The sequence below is a fragment of the Advenella kashmirensis WT001 genome, assembly GCF_000219915.2.
GTDB classification, from domain to species: Bacteria; Pseudomonadota; Gammaproteobacteria; order Burkholderiales; family Burkholderiaceae_B; genus Advenella; species Advenella kashmirensis.
The window spans coordinates 897,226-914,899 of the sequence record NC_017964.1 but is presented as its reverse complement, the minus strand read 5'-3'; the positions used below and the strand labels follow the sequence as shown (position 1 = coordinate 914,899).

General features: G+C 53.8%; 16 protein-coding genes and 3 pseudogenes. 6 read left to right on the top strand and 13 right to left on the bottom strand.

The genetic code is table 11. From position 1 onward, the window contains the following. Positions 1–6: 6 nt before the first annotated feature. The gene (locus tag TKWG_RS04290) at positions 7–1,215 is read right to left on the bottom strand and encodes a CaiB/BaiF CoA transferase family protein (protein WP_014749648.1); all 1,209 of its coding nucleotides are present in this window, start codon (positions 1,213–1,215) and stop codon (positions 7–9) included. 136 nt (positions 1,216–1,351) lie between these two features. On the opposite strand from TKWG_RS04290, the gene TKWG_RS25770 reads away from it, so the two are divergent. Genes TKWG_RS25770 through TKWG_RS04275 form a run of 4 tightly spaced genes read left to right on the top strand, consistent with a single transcriptional unit; the run spans position 1,352 to position 3,564 of the window. Then, positions 1,352–1,993 carry a LysR family transcriptional regulator gene (locus TKWG_RS25770; RefSeq protein WP_081489214.1) on the top strand — a complete coding sequence of 214 codons (642 nt, stop codon included), beginning with the start codon at positions 1,352–1,354 and terminating at the stop codon, positions 1,991–1,993. Then, on the top strand, positions 1,932–2,270 hold the full coding sequence (locus TKWG_RS25765) for a LysR substrate-binding domain-containing protein (protein ID WP_081489213.1): 339 nt from the start codon (positions 1,932–1,934) through the stop codon (positions 2,268–2,270). The genes TKWG_RS25770 and TKWG_RS25765 overlap by 62 nt, the downstream gene beginning before the upstream one ends. Positions 2,271–2,309: 39 nt before the next feature. Beyond that, the gene (locus TKWG_RS04280; RefSeq protein ID WP_041709850.1) at positions 2,310–2,669 is read left to right on the top strand and encodes a nucleotide pyrophosphohydrolase; all 360 of its coding nucleotides are present in this window, start codon (positions 2,310–2,312) and stop codon (positions 2,667–2,669) included. After that, on the top strand, positions 2,662–3,564 hold the full coding sequence (locus TKWG_RS04275; RefSeq protein ID WP_014749644.1) for an aminoglycoside phosphotransferase family protein: 903 nt from the start codon (positions 2,662–2,664) through the stop codon (positions 3,562–3,564). Before TKWG_RS04280 ends, TKWG_RS04275 begins: the two co-directional genes overlap by 8 nt. Before the next feature lie 16 nt (positions 3,565–3,580). On the opposite strand, the gene TKWG_RS04270 is transcribed toward TKWG_RS04275, so the two are convergent. The 6 genes and pseudogenes from TKWG_RS04270 to TKWG_RS04245 all read right to left on the bottom strand — a co-directional run bounded on the left by TKWG_RS04270 (position 3,581) and on the right by TKWG_RS04245 (position 10,155). Beyond that, positions 3,581–3,787, bottom strand: coding sequence for a dodecin (locus TKWG_RS04270; protein WP_014749643.1), 207 nt, complete (start codon positions 3,785–3,787; stop codon positions 3,581–3,583). A 209-nt stretch (positions 3,788–3,996) separates the two neighbouring features. Beyond that, positions 3,997–5,355, bottom strand: coding sequence for a four-carbon acid sugar kinase family protein (locus TKWG_RS04265; protein ID WP_014749642.1), 1,359 nt, complete (start codon positions 5,353–5,355; stop codon positions 3,997–3,999). Further along, positions 5,352–6,626 (bottom strand): ribulose-bisphosphate carboxylase large subunit family protein, encoded by a 1,275-nt coding sequence (locus tag TKWG_RS04260; RefSeq protein WP_014749641.1) that lies wholly within the window; start codon positions 6,624–6,626, stop codon positions 5,352–5,354. Before TKWG_RS04260 ends, TKWG_RS04265 begins: the two co-directional genes overlap by 4 nt. After that, on the bottom strand, positions 6,623–7,162 hold the full coding sequence (locus TKWG_RS04255) for a VOC family protein (protein WP_014749640.1): 540 nt from the start codon (positions 7,160–7,162) through the stop codon (positions 6,623–6,625). The genes TKWG_RS04260 and TKWG_RS04255 overlap by 4 nt, the downstream gene beginning before the upstream one ends. A 72-nt stretch (positions 7,163–7,234) precedes the next feature. Then, positions 7,235–8,999: pseudogene (locus TKWG_RS04250) on the bottom strand (TRAP transporter large permease). A 136-nt stretch (positions 9,000–9,135) separates the two neighbouring features. Next, positions 9,136–10,155, bottom strand: a complete 1,020-nt coding sequence (locus TKWG_RS04245; protein WP_014749639.1) for a TRAP transporter substrate-binding protein — start codon at positions 10,153–10,155, stop codon at positions 9,136–9,138. 93 nt (positions 10,156–10,248) lie between these two features. Here TKWG_RS04245 and TKWG_RS04240 point away from each other — a divergent pair. Then, a pseudogene (locus TKWG_RS04240) lies at positions 10,249–11,310 on the top strand (LacI family DNA-binding transcriptional regulator); the annotation flags it as partial. 80 nt (positions 11,311–11,390) lie between these two features. On the opposite strand, the gene TKWG_RS04235 reads toward TKWG_RS04240, so the two are convergent. From TKWG_RS04235 to TKWG_RS04215, 5 genes and pseudogenes are all read right to left on the bottom strand, one after another. Beyond that, positions 11,391–11,966: a carboxymuconolactone decarboxylase family protein gene (locus TKWG_RS04235; RefSeq protein ID WP_041709019.1), complete on the bottom strand. Its 576-nt coding sequence runs from the start codon at positions 11,964–11,966 to the stop codon at positions 11,391–11,393. Positions 11,967–12,130: 164 nt separating this feature from the next. Continuing rightward, positions 12,131–12,666 (bottom strand): annotated as a pseudogene (locus TKWG_RS04230) (FumA C-terminus/TtdB family hydratase beta subunit). Positions 12,667–12,706: 40 nt separating this feature from the next. Next, complete coding sequence (locus TKWG_RS04225) at positions 12,707–13,549, bottom strand: fumarate hydratase (RefSeq protein WP_014749634.1); 843 nt, start codon at positions 13,547–13,549, stop codon at positions 12,707–12,709. A 13-nt stretch (positions 13,550–13,562) separates the two neighbouring features. Next, positions 13,563–14,726 carry an enolase C-terminal domain-like protein gene (locus TKWG_RS04220; RefSeq protein ID WP_014749633.1) on the bottom strand — a complete coding sequence of 388 codons (1,164 nt, stop codon included), beginning with the start codon at positions 14,724–14,726 and terminating at the stop codon, positions 13,563–13,565. A 19-nt stretch (positions 14,727–14,745) separates the two neighbouring features. Then, a complete protein-coding gene (locus TKWG_RS04215) occupies positions 14,746–15,708 on the bottom strand; it encodes a Bug family tripartite tricarboxylate transporter substrate binding protein (protein ID WP_014749632.1) in 963 nt (320 codons plus the stop codon). Positions 15,709–15,896: 188 nt separating this feature from the next. Here TKWG_RS04215 and TKWG_RS04210 point away from each other — a divergent pair, with 188 nt between their 5' ends. Continuing rightward, a complete protein-coding gene (locus TKWG_RS04210; RefSeq protein WP_014749631.1) occupies positions 15,897–16,625 on the top strand; it encodes a GntR family transcriptional regulator in 729 nt (242 codons plus the stop codon). An 80-nt stretch (positions 16,626–16,705) separates the two neighbouring features. Here TKWG_RS04210 and TKWG_RS04205 read toward each other — a convergent pair whose 3' ends face one another. Continuing rightward, positions 16,706–17,596 (bottom strand): dienelactone hydrolase family protein, encoded by an 891-nt coding sequence (locus tag TKWG_RS04205; protein ID WP_014749630.1) that lies wholly within the window; start codon positions 17,594–17,596, stop codon positions 16,706–16,708. Positions 17,597–17,674: the final 78 nt, after the last annotated feature.

Here is a 17,674-nt window from a genome sequence, read left to right as displayed (position 1 = left end):
ACCTCTTTAATTTTGCCTGTCGGCCTGGTACAAAACGCCGTCGGCAATCAATTGCTCGATCTGGTCGCTGTTCATCCCCATGTCAGTGACTACCCGCAGGGTATCCTGTCCGAAAACCGGCGGAGAAGAAACAACGCTATTGCTATCGTGATTGCTCATATGCACGGGCAAGGCCACTTGCCGCAATTGCCCCAGGCGGGCATGCTTCACTGTCTGAACCAGATTACATGCCAGCACCTGCTCATCGCGGAAAACATCTTCCAGCGTATTGATCGGGCCGGCAGGAATACCCTGCTCGATCATGATTGGCGTCCAGTGCATGCGCGGATGCTGTTTGAGCGCGCCCTCAAGAATATCCTTGAGCGCATGGCGATTTTTCATTCGATCTGCATTTCGAACAAACCTCGGATCGGCAACCAGTTCATCCAGATCCAGGACGGAACACAGGCGCACCCACATGTCCTGCGTGGCCGGCGCCAGATTGATCGGGCCGTCGCTGGTTTCAAAAGTGCCATAAGGCGCGATCACCGGATGAACATTGCCGCAAGGTTGTGGCACCTCCCCCACACTCAAATAGCGCTGACCCTGTACCGACAGCAGGCTTAGCAGGCTGGCCAGCAGCGACGTTTCCACATGCTGGCCCTGTCCGGTCGATTTCATCTCAATCACCGCCGCCAGCACACCGATCACCGCCCACATCCCGGCTGTCAGGTCGCCGATAGCAGTACCGACCCGTGTCGGGCCCGATTCGGGTGTGCCTGTCAGACTCATGAAGCCGGAATACCCTTGAGCAATCTGATCAAAGCCGGCCCAGTTTTTTGCCGGGCCGGTGCTGCCGAATCCTGAAATGGAAGCCATGATCAGAGACGGCTTATCCTTGCTGAGCGACTCATATGACAAGCCCATACTTGCCATGGTGCCCACCTTGAAATTTTCCACAACGATGTCCGACTGCAGGGCAAGCTGCCGGATAAAAGCCAGCCCTTCAGGCTTGCGAAAATCAACGCCTATGCCCTTCTTATTTCTGTTGGCGCTCAGATAATAGACACTGATGTCCTCATCGAACGGCCCCCACTGGCGAATCATATCGCCATTAGGCGTGGGCTCGACCTTGATTACTTCCGCGCCAAGATCGGCCAGTGTCATGGTGCTAAACGGTCCGGATAGCGCACGTGTCAAATCCAGGACGCGCAAACCGGCTAATGGTCTTGTCATGATTGTCTCCTTTTGCATGCTATTCTATGCAATAAGATTTTCCAATCAAAATACTGTTTATTTATCGTAAGATCATTTTTTCTTATTGCTATATTTCTTATTCACACGCAACACCAGTAAGCACAGACGAGATCTCATGAACACACGCCAAATGCGCTATTTCATCAAAGTCTTTGAATTGGGAAATATGACCAAGGCAGCGGCCACGCTGCATATTGCGCAGCCTGCCCTGACACAGCAGATACATCTGCTTGAAGCGGAGCTAGGCGTCCCGCTGTTTATACGATCTACACGCGGCGTAAAACCGACAGAGGAAGGCACACTGCTCTACAAACATGCCCAGACCATCGTGCGCCAGATTGACAATACCAAGGCAATTTTGCATCGGCACGATAACCCGGTCAGCGGCACAGTCTCCATTGCGTTAGCGTCCAGTACGGCACGCATGCTGGCCTTGCCGCTCATCCATCAGGTCAAGCAGCGCTACCCCTCCGTAATTCTGGAGATTGTCGATCTGCCCAGCGCCGATCTGACCCGTCAGGTGCTCCAGGGACGGGTTGACTTTGCCCTGACGCCGGACCAGCAGGAAATCAAAGGCATGGTGCTCAAGCCGTTTCTGGTTGAGGAATTGCTGCTGTTGCTGCACGCCGACACAAACATAAAAAAACGCCGCGTCAATATCGAGGACATCAAGAATGTCCCGTTGATTCTACAGTTTGCCCAACCGTTTACGCTCTCGAATCGATCATGCCTTCCTGGAGCGACGCCTGCCTTATGAGTTGATCGCAGAGGCCAGTACTTCTGCCATTCTGATTCCCGCAGTCAAAAACGGGCTGGCAGCCACCATTCTTCCCTACTCCGCCGCCCATGAAGAAATCCATGACGGTACAATCGCTATGCGGCGGTTCGATTTTGAGTTTTTCCGCGAGATTTTCATTTGCCATACCAATAACAGCATGCGCAATGACGCTGTAGATTGCGTCATGGACGAATGCGAAAAAACGGCGGCAAGCCTGATTGCGAAGAACGCCTGGAAATATACCAGGCTGCTCTAAGCCAGCCTGCTGCAACCCTTAACCTATTTCATGCCGGATATGATGAAACCAACCTTAACCTCCATTTGCGAACAGCTTGAGGCCTTTGCCAAAGCCCGCGACTGGGACCAATACCATTCGCCTAAAAATATCGCCATGGCGCTTTCGGTGGAAGCGGCAGAGCTGGTCGAAATATTTCAATGGAAAACTGAAGCAGAATCGGCCGCACTGAATCCACAGGACCAACTGGCTGCCAGGCATGAAATTGCCGATGTGTTTCTGTATCTGCTTACCATCAGCCGGGTCCTGAACATTGACATCTTGCAGGCCGCTCAGGAAAAACTGGAGTTGAACGCACAAAAGTATCCAGTAGTAAAAAGCAAAGGCAATGCGAAGAAATATGACAGGCTCGATGACTGACGATAAACCGGACTCGGAGCCTGCGCGTCAAGATCGCCGCGCACATGCCTGCATACAGCCGACGACAGATGCGGATGTGGAGGTGTTTACGCCGTGGATGAACAAATGGAATCTAATCCGGGACGGCATGCCCATTGTGACCCCGGGCAGTAGCCTGCTGCCTGTGAAAATGAACAATACCATGGCAATGCTTAAAATTGCGCATGATGAGCACGAGATACGCGGCGGCAAAGTGCTGCAATGGTGGGATGGCAATGGCGCTGCCCGGGTATTTGCCCGTAACGCCAACGCCTTGGTAATGGAACGGGCTCAGGGCAAACAATCCCTGATGCATATGGCGTTGCACGGCCAGGACGACAATGCCAGCCGTATTGCCTGCGCCACGGTGGCACAACTGCACGCCCACGCACGGCGCGTTTCGGGCCGACCTGAACTGGTTCCTTTACAATTGTGGTTCGCTGACCTGTTCGCAGGGGTCGGGAGCAACCCGGTGCTGCAACAATGCGCAAAGGCAGCGCAGCGGCTTCTGGCCAAGCCCGAAGAGATAACCGTACTGCATGGCGATATCCACCACGACAATATTCTGGAGTTTACGGCCCGTGGCTGGCTGGCTATCGACCCCAAGGGGTTAGTGGGCGAACGAGGGTTTGACTATGCGAATCTGATAGTGAACCCGGACTTGCCCACCGTGACCGACCCGGTTCGCTTCGCTCGCCAGGTTCAAGTCATATCGCAAGCGGCCAGCCTGGATCGCCACCGCTTGTTATGCTGGGTGCTGGCCTTCGCCGGACTGTCTGCGGTCTGGTTCATACAGGACGCAAGCGAGGCGCAGGCACAACAGGACTTGAACGTGGCGCGCCTGGCACTTAAGGCTCTGTCACTGCACCCTGATTAACTGCACCCCGCCTGGTTCATTCCAGCGTAAAACCCGCCTTGATGCTGACCTGCCAGTGAGCCACTTTGCCGTCGACAACGTGTCCCCGGGTCTCGGTAACCGAGAACCACTGGATGTTCCTTACTGTCTCATTGGCTTTGGCCAGCGCGTTGCTTACTGCGTCTTCTATGCTGGTTTTTGACGAACCCGTCAGTTCAATATGCTTATAGACATGATCGCTCATGGCGCTGCTCCCTGTAGTGTGGATAGCACTTACCATGTTACGGCGATTAGACTTTTTATGCAATTGGGCAACATCAATCTGATTTGTTATTTTTATTGCTATTGCAATATAAGTCTGGCGCAAGAATTGCTGCAGCGGCTTACTGTGGTCGTGCGCCGTGCCGAAAGGCTTAGGCAGAAATGAACTTGCCATGCTGCCATGGGCGCAGCTTAGCGGGTCACCGGCACTTGCAGCAATTTATCGAAAATATCCTCACTTCCCATCTGCCCACCCTTTAACATGACGGTCAGGCCATCCAATGCGGGATTGTCACTATGCATTGAACAAACAGTTACGCCGGGCGATAGTACACCTGAATATGACAATGCCCACAGATCCAGTTGCGCAATCGCCTGACTGGATGTATCTCCACCTGCAATGCCAAGCTGCCCCAGGTGTATACCCTGCTCTGCCAACAATTGCAGCGTCGAATATACAAAGCGGGCTGTTGCCGCCGCCAGATCCGCTGATTGTATTGCGTTGTCGCGCCCGTTTTGCTGGTCGACATAGGCCAGAACATGTCGATTAGCACTCAGCTGATCACAAATGTGCTGGCATTGTGCGGCCCGGTAGGCAGCGTCATTCAACAGCAGGCGCGCCTGCAAAGGCAATTTTACATATCCGCTGGCGGCCCCCACCTGCGCAGCGGTCACCGGAGACAGGCTTCCCGCCAATACAAACGTCGGACCACTGTGTGTCGGTTGCCTGTCGCCAATCGCGTGGCCCAAAGCGCGATGGCTGCGTTCACCGGTATTTTCTGCCGCGGCCACTGCCTGCAGCACAACACTTGAGCCGACAACCAAGGCTGTACCGTGATTATGGGCGATACGCAGGATCTGCCGTCCCACGCTTGCAAGCTGCGTGCTGTCCGAAACATCGAACAGGACACCGGTATCCATTTTTCCCTGGGTGCTAGCACAGCGGTGGATGGCCCTATCAACATGCGCATCCAGCACGGCCGGTTGCTGTTGATATGCCGTATAAGGAATGCTGATGACATCTGCCATTGCCTGCGATTGCAGATGCAATCTCAAGTCAGCTTCATGCATTGGTGTCACCGGATGGCATTGCATGGTTGGATGCCGGTCGATACGATGCACCTGGCCGCAATCCCCGGCCGCAGCAAAAAGATTGCCAAAACAGCAGTAACGACCAATATCGGGCTGGCCACCTACAAACAATGCAAACGGCGCTTGCACGTAGTCGCCCAGGATATTGACTGCAGCCCCCAGGCTGCCCGTGTGTGCGGCGCTATCAAAGGTGGAACAACATTTATAATGCAGCACCGGCACCTGCTGATCCCGGAAAAAGCGCCCGATCTTCGGCAAACAGGACTGCATCTGTTGCGGACTCATGCCGCGCGCCGTCCCTGCTATTCCGATTGCCTGCAATGGGCCGATACGCGCCAATTGCGCTTCGGTGGGCACGTCCAGAAACAGCATGCTACGAAGATTGGCTCGTGCCGCAACGGCCAGCGTATCGGTCGCCCCCGTGAAATCATCGCCGTACCAGCCAAACCTCAGGCTCATGATTGCTTGTCGCCAAAAAACGAGAGGGCCGCCTTCAGCTCGGGCATATTGCAAGCGTAATCTTCCAGCCTGGCGCCTTCCTGCTGCGCTGCCCAGGCCTGCCGAAGGCTGACCACACCGGCCGCCGGCCCCATGGGGTGGGCCAGAATGCCGCCGCCAGACATGAAGAGCAGATCCTGACTTTGAATCGATTGCCAGGTCACCGGGACCGTACCTGCCCACTGGCCCGACGAAAACACAGGTAACACCCGATCATCGACCGTGTCGGACATGCGCGCCAGAGAGTCGGCGGCTGCACTTACTACCTCACTATCTGGCTGCGAGAATTTCCCCTGAAGGCCATGCACATGCATGTGATCCACCCCTGCCAGGCGCCACATCGTCTGATATGGCTGATATGCCATGCCAAGCAACGGGTGCCGCGAGACGGCTCCAAAGCCATTACGATGACCATGGATAGCAAGTGGCGTACTCTTTCTGAGGCTTTCAATGGCCGAGAAGCCGCAATAATTGAGACTGGCCATCACACAAGTGCCTTCTTCCTGCGCCACCAGGTCTGCATGGCGTCGCATGGAATCCAGATCATCGCTGATATTGAATGCCATCATGACCTTTTTACCAGTGCGCTGTGCATGCTCGCGAATAACGGCCATCACCGCAGGTACGCGCTGGGCCAGTGGTGCATGGTCCGGATTGGCGCACACTTCATCATCCTTGATGAAATCAACACCGGCCTCGCACAAGGTTTTTACCAGTGCTGCCGTCTGCGCCGAACTCATGCCGACATTCGGCTTGATAATCGTGCCGACCATGGCGCCCGCAGCCACACCAATACTGGCACGGGTGCCGGCAATGCCCAGGCCGGGCAAGGCAAACCGCATACGAAATGAAGCGGGCAGCGTCAGCGACTCAAGACGCAATCCGGTCACTTCACCCAAGTCGTAAAGATTGCCCGAGACCGTGGCAGCCAGCGTGGCCAGGTTAGCGCCAAAATTAGCTATCGGAAATGAAATATCAATCCGGGCGCGACGCCATGGACCGTTTACCTGTCGGCCTTCGAGCCAGGCATTGGGCAAACTGGGCGCCTCGCCTGCGGGCAACTCGGTCACCGCGGTTACCGTGGCGCGGGCTCGCTCTCGCAACTCATCGGTTTCGCCAGCCACGCGGGTAAAGGTTCCGCAAGACTGTTCACCAGCCATAATTTCCGCCACTTTGGCCGGCTCAAATGGCGTTTCCACCACATATCGGGCCTGTACGACAGTATCGCTCATAATGTATCCAGATCCGGAAACGGCCGGATGGCCTGTTGGCCATTCCAGCCTTCCGACGTCGAGCGAATCAGGTCAAACAAACGTCCCTTGGGGCCGGCCACTTCCGACAGTTCGATAACTGTGCCCGGATGATACTCAGTATCAAAATAGATGAACCTGCCCTGCTCGCCAACCTCGCCGCTCATGCGTGGCTTAAAACCCTGCTTGAGCAACCGTTCAAGATCGGCATCGTATTGCTCGGTCCAGTAAGCGACATGCTGCAGACCGGTGCGGCCCGCTTGCAGAAAATCGCGGTACATCGACGGAACATCGTTGCGCGTCTGTATCAGTTCTACCTGCACGAAGCCGGAATTGGCCAGCGCCACTGAATTATGTGGCTCGTAGGCCTGACCGTCATATTCATAGTTGCGGATCGGCACCTTGGGGTTGTAATACCAGGGCCCCACGCCCAGCGTGTTGCTCCAGTAAGCCATTGCCGCTTCGATATCGTCGACAACATATCCCAGCTGACGAATTTCGCCAAAGAATGTACTCATATTGTGTTCCAGCTATTTGATAAAAATGATGCCTGCAAAAACAGGCACCATGAACCTGTATGGCGAGATAATTTATTTGATAAAACCGGTAGAGATCCAGGGAACAAATGTCACGATCATCAGCCCGACAAACAGCGCGACAACATAACCCCAGATATAGCGCATGCCTTCTGACGGATTAACCTTGCCGATTGCACATGCGCCGTAATAGCCTACGCCGAATGGCGGAGCGAACAGCCCGATACCCATTGCAAAAATGACGACGATCGAATAATGCACATCATGAATTTCCAGTGCCCGTGCGACCGGAAAGAGCAGTGGCCCGAACAGGACGATGGCAGGGATCCCTTCCAGAATGCTCCCCAATATGATGAACGCAAATATCGAGATGATCAGAAAGCCATAACCGCCGCCTGGCACGTTCGCCATAAGCGCCGCCAGATCACTGGAAAAGCCAGATTGAGTGAGCGCCCAGGCCATGGCCGTAGCACAGCCGATTATCAGCATAATGGCGCCTGACAGCGTTGCCGTTTCCACCAGGATAGGCGCCACGCGCTTCCAGTCAAATTGCCGGTAAACCAGCAGGCCCAGAAGAATGGAGTACACCACGCCAATGTAGAGACCTCAGTGGCTGTCGCGATACCCTCCACAACCGCAGCGCGGATAACGAACGGCAACGAAATGGCGGGCAAGGCAATCAGCAGGAAACGAAAAATATCACGCTTGGGTACTTTTGCAACCTTTGACAGATCTTCGTGGCGATAGCGCCAGCCAACCACGACACACAAACACAAGCCCAGCACAACAGCCGGCAGTATGCCCCCGGTAAACAGCGCGGCAATGGATACGCCGGTAACCGAGCCTATGGTGATCAGCACAATGGATGGTGGAATGGTCTCGGTCTGCGCGCCTGTTGCGGACAGCAAGGCAACAAGTTCACCCTTTTTGGCGCCGCGCTTTTCCATCTCGGGAAACAGTACCGGCGTGATGGCGGCCATATCTGCAATCTTGGAACCGGAAATACCGGAAACCAGATACATGGCGCCAATCAATACATAAGAGAGCCGCCACGAACATGTCCCAGACAACTGGCCAGGAACTGGATCATGGCCCGCGCCATTCCCGTCATCTCTATGAGTGCGCCCAGGAAGATGAAAAGCGGGACAGCCAGCAGAATCAGATGAGACATGCCTTCGTTCAAACGGCCCACCATCACGACAATGGGGGTCTGGGTCGTTAGCGTGAGATAGCCGAAAGTAGCCAGCGCAAAGGAAAAGGCAATCGGCACGCCGGAAAAGACGCAAGCGGCCACCACAAAGACAAAGAAAATCACCAGATTGAATTTCCCTAGCCCCATTAGCACGGGATGCGCCAGCCAGAACACACCCAGTAAGGCCAATGTAACGCCCAGGCTAATCCACAATTGCTTGCGATCGGCCGTCATGGCCATGCGAAAAACCGACGTCAGGATCATGAGTGCAATACCCACCGGCAATGCCGCTGCGTGCCAGGCATTACTTATTTCGAGCGCCGGAGTCACAATATAGGATTCTTCGTAGGCATACTCGAATGCCGGATACAGAAAAAGCGCCAGGAAGGCCAGTGATGCAGACGAAGCAAAACCTTCAAGCAACAGACGCCGATCGGGGGAAACCCGGTCAACAAAGGCGGTCATGCGCATGTGCTGCCCGCGCCGCAACGCGATGACCGCCCCCAGCATGGACAGCCAGAGAAACAGGATCGAGGCCAGTTCATCGGTCCACACCAATGGCACATGCAATACGTACCTAGCTGCAACACCAGAAAACAGAATCACAACTTCCAGGATGATCAGCATTACGGCGACCAGCTCAATACTGCGGCCAAGCGCATTATCGGCCGTATGAACCAGCTTGCCGGCGCCGGAAACAGGGGTTGTGGCGGGCGTGTTCAGCGCCATCGCAGAGTCGGTCATCATTGCAGTTTCCATCACACTAAACCAGTTTGCCTACCGAGGCCTCGAGAGCAGACCAGGCTTCGTCGCCAAAACGGCCCTTCCACTCTTTGTAAAAACCGGCATCGCGCAGTGCAGCCCGGAATGTGTCGGGCGCCGGCGCATTGAAAGCCAGCCCTTTGGCTTGCAAATCGCTCTGCACCGAATCATTGAGCTTTCGGATATCTTCGCGCTGACGCATACCTGCGCCATTAATGCCATCTGCAACAATTTTCTTCAGATCATCGGGCAACCGATCCCATGCCGCGCCGTTGGCAATAAACCAGAAGCCATCCCAGATGTGATTAGTCTGGGAGCAGTATTTTTGCACTTCATACAGTTTTGCCACCTGGATGATAGGCAACGGGTTTTCCTGGGCATCCACAATCTTGGTCTGCAAAGACGAATACACTTCGCTGAACTGAAGGCTTGTCGGAGCGGCACCCAGACCTTTGAACATGGAAATGGACAACGGGCTGACCGGCACGCGGATTTTCAGATCTTCCAGATCGGATGCCTGCTGTATCGGCCCCTTGCTGCTGGTCATCTGGCGAAAACCGTTATCCCACATTTTGTCAAAGGCATACAGACGTATCTTGCGGATGGAGGCCCGGACATGTGCACCCAGATCGCCGTCCATCGCTTTCCACACCTGGGCATAATCACTGAAAGCAAAACCCAGTGCATTAATGGCCGCAACCGGCACCAGCGTAGCAATCACAAGTGAAGACGGCGTAAAGAACTGAATGCCGCCGGAGCGCACCTGCGACAACATATCGGTATCGCCGCCGAGCTGGTTGTTGGGGAAAATGGCGATATCGACCCGTCCGCCGGATTTTTCCCGGATTTCATCGGCCGCTTCCTTGGCGCGAATATTCAAGGGGTGAGACAGCGGAAGGTTGTTGCCATACTTATAGGAAAATTCGGCAGCACGCGCCATCTGTGGCAGCGCGCTGACAACACCTGCCAGCGGCATGGCGGACAGGGTGCACAGCATGCTGCGGCGAGAATACTTCTGCATATTTGTCTCCAGACGTTAAATGATGTTTTTTGATTTTATTATTTTTCTAACCGCAACGATATAGTGATAATATACCAGCGTCAATCAAATTAAATGATGGTTTTTGATGTAATGAAAAACTCAGAGAAAGCCGCAAGCAGGGCCAATATTGCAGATATTGCCAAACTGGCCAACGTGTCCACTGCCACGGTAGACCGCGTATTGAACCACCGATCGGGCGTGCGCGAGGCCACGGTCCAGCGCGTACTGCGCGCCGCAGCCGAATTGGCCTATCTTCCGGAAAATGATCTGTATGCGGCACTTACCCCCAGTGCCATGCGTATTTCATTTGTGCTCCCCAAAGGCACCAACCGCTTTATCAGGATGCTGGGCGACACCATCACTTACTCCCAGGACAGTTGGACGCCCTACAACGTCAAATGCAGAGTCGATTATGTAGAAGGCTTCAATCCCGAAGCCCTTGCCGCAAGCCTGAAAAAGCAGGCAGAGCGCGCTGACTGCGTGGCCTGCATGGCTATTGAACACCCACTGGTGCGCGACGCTATCGAAGAACTGGTCGATAAGGGCAAGCATGTAATAACGCTGATAACAGATATTTCCAATACGGGCCGCGCCGCCTATATCGGCCTGGACAATCGCGCTGCGGGCCGTACCGCGGCATACCTGATTGCCCGCTTCATTGGCGCGCGGCCGGCCAAGGTTGCCATGATCGCAGGCAGCCTGAGTTATCGCGCTCACGAAGAGCGTGAAATGGGTTTTCTGTATATGTTCAAGGAGCTGTTTCCCACCGTTGAAGTGGTGGGATTGCGCGAGGGCCTGGACAGCGCCGAAGAAAATTATCGACTCACGCGGCAACTGCTGGAGCAATCACCGGATCTGGCAGGAATCTACAATATTGGCGGCGCATCCGACGGCGTGGCAAAAGCGCTCAAGGAAGCAGGCCTGGCGCACAAAGTGGTGTTTATCGGTCACGGACTCACACCCGATACCCGCGCCCTGCTGATCGACGGAACCATGGACGCCGTCATTACACAGAATCCACAGTCCTCTACCATGAACTGTATCCGCATCTTTGCCAATCTGCGTGATCGACGGCCGGTCATGAGCGGCATTGACCCCGTGCAAAGCCAGATCATTTTCCGGGAAAACCTGCCTGATCACACGGGTGCGCATAAGCTCGCCGCCCCTTGCCATCCATTTATTGCGCCTGCAATAAATGGACCTGCCCGACAACGCTACACGGCGGGCATGGTTACCAGCGGCTTGGCCGAAGACACGGGAACCGGTGTTCTGGCCACATTCATGACCATGGAAAGCAACGAATAATAGCCATTGATGCCGACCAGATCCATCACCCCCTGCTCGCCAAACTGCTGCAGCGCGCGCTCATAGGTGCGATCGCATACCGACTGATTGCGAAACAGCTCAGTCGAGAATGCATAAAGTATCGCCTCGTCTTCAGGCAACCCCTCGGGCTTGCGGCCTTCGCGTATTGCCTCGATGGTTTGTTCAGATACGCCTTCACGCAGCGCGATCGGCGCATGAATCGCCCACTCCACCTGCTGGGACCACTGTCGCGAGGTGATAAGTATTGCCAGCTCCGACAGACGCTGCCCCAGGGCACTGCGATACCGCAGGTACTCGCCCATGCGACTGGCATGAGCCATCAGCTCAGGACTGCGCATCAAGGGAATGAAAGGCGACAAAAGCCCGCCACGCGGGCCGTTGATAATTTCCTGGGCGTACTGTTTCTGATCTTCGCCCCAGGTTTCTGGTGCAAGGGGAGGAAGGCGGTCCGGGTACTGATTCATAAGGGTTCTATAGTTTAAATAAAAGAAATTGAAGAAGTACAGTCTTTGCAACTATACCAATTCTCTTATCCCAACAACAGCGCAATCGCCAGGCGCCCTAGATAAGCGTATGTAACGGCGCCGTACAACGGGCGTCGGCTATCGATTTGTGCTAAATCGTCTTGTCAGGCGTTGAGCAGCTTACGATATTTTTCCACCTCCTGCTCATAAAGATCGCCGCCCTGGGTATCGTTCGTCACCAGCAGGGGGAAGTTTTCTATTTCCAGGCGCTGAATCGCTTCGGTCTTAAGATCTTCATACGCGACAATTTCCGCTTTCCTGATACACGCAAACAGGGTTGCAGAAATGCCGCCAATGGCAGAGAACGAGACTGCATTAAAATCAATGCAGGCCTGGCGAATCTCTTTTGCACGATTTCCTTTCCCAATGGCAGCCTTGACCCCATATTCAAATAATTTCGGTGTATAGGGATCCATTCGGTAAGACGACGTTGGCGCCACCACCCCAATGACATGATCCGGTTTGGTCGGCCCGGGTCCGCCGTAAAAAACAACCTGCCCTTGCAAATCCACCGGCAAAGGTTTGCCTGATCAAGCAGAGCAATAAGCCGCTTATGCGCAGCATCGCGCGCCATGTAAATTATGCCGCTCAGATATACTTCATCGCCAACCCTGAGCTGGCTGATTTGCTCGTCGGACATAGGCATTGTCAGATGATAGGTTTTCATTACATCCCTTCCTTCAGATAATGGCCGTTTTGCGACGCGAGGCATGGCACTGTATATTGACTGCCACTGGCAGCGCCGTGATATGACAGGCATACGTTTCAACCGCGACCCACAACGCCGTATTGGACCCGCCGTAACCTTGTGGGCCAATCCCTGTTTTGTTTATTTCAGCCAGCAGTTCTGATTCCAGCTGTGCGATATGCGGCAGCTCACTGTGAACACCAATGTCACGCAAAATGGCTTTCTTGGCAATTTCCGTCACCTTATCGAAACTGCCGCCCAGTCCAACGCCAACCGTCAACGGAGGGCAGGCACTACCTCCCGCCTTGATGATTGCCTGAAGCACAAAGTCTTTAACACCCTGAACGCCTTCGCCAGGTAACAAAAACTTCATGGTGCTCCAGTTTTCACTGCCCCCTCCCTTGGGTAAAACCGTCAGGCGAATCTGTTCGCCTGGCACAATTTCCGTATGCAAAACCGCCGGAGTATTGTCATTCGTATTCATTCTTGTTAAGGGATCACCAACCACAGACTTACGCATGAATCCTTCGGCATACCCTTTTCTGACGCCGCTCTGAAGCGCATCATTGAAATTACAGCCTGTAATGTGCACATCCTGTCCCACTTCTGCATAAACAATGGTCAGGCCCGTGTCATGGCAATAGGAAACATTATTCTCTCTTGCAATACGGTCGTTCTCGATGAGTTTTATCAATACCTGTTTACCCAGCGGCGACACTTCTGTTTCTGCTGCACGGTGGAAACTATTCACCAGATTTTCCGGCAATTGATGACAGGCATCAATACACAATTGAGCAACAGTATTCGTTATCAGGTCAGTGTTAATTTCACGCATTTTTCTCTCAATCCTATCCAATCATTTTTGCAAAAAGCGAGAACAGCTGCGGCTTGCATTCGAATCCAAAGCCCGGCGCATCCGGGACATTGACCATCCCATCGACTATTTTCGTTGTACTGCCGTAGCCACCCATAGGCTGAAATATACCCGGATAGACCTCGGATCCTCCCAAACCAAAACCGGCCACCACCTGCAACGCCATCAATTGGCCGCCATGCGGAAAACAAAATTTTCGGCTGAAGCCGCGACTTTCCATTTCATTTAGCATGCGCGCATATTCCGTGATGCCATACGCCAGTCCCGAATCCATCTGGAAAATATCACGATCGCAACGCATTCCACCATACAACGTCAGGTTCTTCACATCCTGGCGCGAGAACAGATTCTCACCTGTCGCTATCGGTCCCTCATATTCGTTTGTAACCATTGCATTTAACTCGAAATCCAATGGGTCGCCGGCTTCTTCGAACCAGCGCAGCTGATATGGTTGAATGCTCCTGGCATATGCTCTTGCGGCGGCAAGATCAAATCGGCCGTTGGCGTCCACCGCCAGATTCCAGCCCTCTCCTGCCACGGTCAGGGCATCCTCAATCCGGCGCATGTCTTCGCTCAGGCTTGCGCCGCCGATTTTCATTTTGTACATCGTAAAGCCGCTGTCGCGATAGGATTGCAGTTCTTCCTTGAGTTTGCGACTCCCCTCGCCTTCATAATAGTAACCACCGGCAGCGTAGACAAATACACGATGTCCATCGTGATCCAATCGGTAACGCTGCCGGATCAACTGGCTCACCGGGCAATCCTGCAGCTTGCCATTCAGATCCCAAATAGCCAGCTCCAGGGCGCTGGCAGCCGCGGCACGATCTCCATGCCCGCCCGGCTTTTCGTTACGCAGCGCACAAGCCAATACTTTTTCCGGGCAAATCATCCCGTTCTGGTCCAATAATGCGTCAGGCGGCTCCTGTTCTATTCTGGGAATCATCCGGCTGTTTAGAATGCCGCTTTGCGCGTACCGGCCAATCGAGTTGAAAGCCAAGCCGACTACCGGCTTGTTGTTGCGTATCTGGTCAGTCACGACTGCCACAAGTGACACCGTGTGCTCGGAGAAATTGACCAATGCATTCGAAATATTACTTTTCAAATGCACAGGACTTTCAATAATGCGGGTAATTTTCATTTACTGCCTGCCTCTGCTATTACTTTTTTTCTACTTTGGCCGTATCTGTAATTTTTTTCCATTTTTGCGCCTCATCTTCCAGATAAGCGGTGAACTGCGCCGCGGTTTGTTCTTTAGCCGGCGTCAATGCCAATTTTTTGAACTGTTCAAGCGTGGCCGGCTCCTTCAACGCCTTATTCACTTGTGCATTCAGCAATTCAATAACCTCTGGCGGTGTTCCCTTGGGCGCCATCAGAGCAAAAAAGGCAACGGTATTCAGACCGGGAAACCCTGCCTGGTCTGTCGAAGGAGTGTCAGGCAGAAATGCTGAGCGCTCTGAACCCACGACAGCCAGCGCCTTGAGTCTGCCCGCTTTGATCTGCGGCAAAATGGCAGGAAGGGTGTCGGACAGCCCGCTAATCAGACCACTGATCACCTGTGGCTGCGCCTCCGAGCTGCCTTTGAATGGGACATGCGTCATCTTTGCACCTGCCGTACTTAAAAAATATTCCATCGTCAGATGCTGGGTTGAGCCAGTTCCCGCAGAAGCAAAGTTCAAATCCTCCTGTTTTGCCTTGGCCACCAGGTCTTTCAGCGAGTTGATGCCATTATCGGGATTGACAGCCAATACCTGCGGCGAAGTGGCTATTTCGGCAATGGGCTGCAAATCCTTAAGCGGATCGTAGCTGAGTGATTTGTACAAATGAGGCGCGATGGAAAACGGCCCCGTACTAGTCAACAGCAAGGTATAGCCGTCCTGTTTTGCGCGCGCCGCATAGCCCGTACCAATCGTGCCGCCGGCCCCGCCTCTGTTTTCGACAATAAATGCCTGGCCCAGAGCTTTGGACAGTTTTTCACCCACGGTACGGGCAATCAGATCGCCGGTCTGTCCTGCGGGAAACGGCACAATGATTGATACCGGTTTTTCCGGATACTGTGCCTGTGCACAGCTCATAGCAACAAAGCTCAGGCCAGCGGCAAGCCCCAATACATATTTGTTCATTGCAGTCTCCTTTGATTTATTCTGGATTTAATAGTACGTACTATTAATTAGTACGGACTATTATAATGAAATATAGTCAATCGTCAAGAACCTATATTGGGAAAGCCCCAACGTAGCGCCCAGGCAGGTCCGATGACGCAAAGGCCGTTTCCTAAGTACAATGTGGCTCTATTAGGGGAATGCAAACTATGGATGTCAGATACTCGGAACTTGCCAATACCATCGTAAAAAACATCAAGGATGGCATTTACCCGGTGGGATCCCGGTTGCCAAGCGAGGTTGATTTTGCTCGCCAATTCGACGTCAGCAGAACAACAATACGATCAGCATTAAGGGTTGTGGAAGAGCTGGGATTGATATCGCGCAAGCGCCGGGCGGGCACGGTTGTAGAGGCGGCCAAGCCTGCCAGCCAATACAGTAAATCGCTCCATAGTATCGAGGATCTGGTCAATTACGCGAGCAAGACTATTCGAAATGTCCTGGATATCAGCGAAATTATTTGTGATGACGCACTGGCAACGACCCTGGAATGCAAGGCTGGAAAACGCTGGCTTCGTGTACAGATACTACGAACCGAACTAACAGACCGGGATCATCCTATCTGCTGGACCGATGCCTATATGGACCCGGATGACGGACGGGCCATCCTGGATCTTATCAAGGACGGTTCAGGCCTGTTGTGCCATTTCATCGAACAGCGTACAGGTCGTACCGTCATTGATTTGAAACAGCAGGTCGGGGCCACGCAGGTTCCCGCTGCGGTGGCTCATTTGTTGCAGGTAGAAGCAGATTCTGTAGGCCTGGAGATCACCCGCCATTATCTGGATCAGGCAAAAAAAGTATTTCTTATCACGGTCAACATTTATCCAAAAGACAAATTCAAATTTACGTTCTGGATTCACCGCGATAAGCACTAAGCTTCAAGGCAACGGCAGGCCCCTGGCCCGCCGCGCTTAAACCCTTCCAGCTTATTTATCCGCCTGGGTCACGACTGGCATTAGCCGCCCAGGTTCGATTTGAAAAACGCCAGCGTCCGGGACCACGCCAGCTTGGCCGCGGCTTCGTCGTAACGGGGCGTCGTATCGTTATGAAATCCATGATTGGCCCCTTCATACATGTGCATTTCATATTTCTTGTTATTAGCCTTGAGCGCGGCTTCGTAATCCGGCCATCCCGCGTTGATGCGCTCATCAATGCCTGCATAATGGATCAGTAGTGGCGCCTTGATTTTCGGCACATCTGCAGCGGCAGCCTGGCCACCATAGAATGGGACGGCAGCCGCCAGATCCGGCATGCGAACAGCCAGCATATTGACCACCCCGCCGCCATAGCAAAACCCAACTGCACCAAGGTTGCCATTCACGGCTTCGTGCCCCTTCAGAAATTGCGCTGCCGCCACCATATCTTCGGTGCGCTTGGCTGGATCAAGTTTGGCGAAAAGCTCGCGCGCCTTGTCTTCATCACCGGGATATCCGCCTGCCGGCGTAAGCGCATCTGGCGCGAATGCGACATAGTTTTCAACAGCCAGTCGCCGTGCCACGTCCTCGATATAGGGATTGAGTCCCCGGTTTTCGTGAATAACGACAACGCCAGGCAACTTGCCCTTGGCATCGGCCGGCTGCGCCAGATAGCCTTTCATGGTGCCATTGCCCTGGGGAGAAGGATATTCCACGTAGCCAGCTTTAATTCGTTTGTCATCAGGCGCAATTTGCTGCGCCCAGGAAAAATTCGGTGCAAGACTGCTGAGAATCGCCGAGCCTGTGACGCCGCCTACTGCATAACGCGCTGAACGATCCAGAAACTGCCTGCGACTGATACCGCCGTGCACATAGGCATCAAACAGCTTAAGGACATCGGGGTGAAAATCACTCGCTTTTTTTCGATTCATGTTGCGGACTCCTTGACAGGCGGGTCAGCAGACCCGGATTGGCTGAGAAAGGAACTAATGGAGAAATTGCGTGAACAG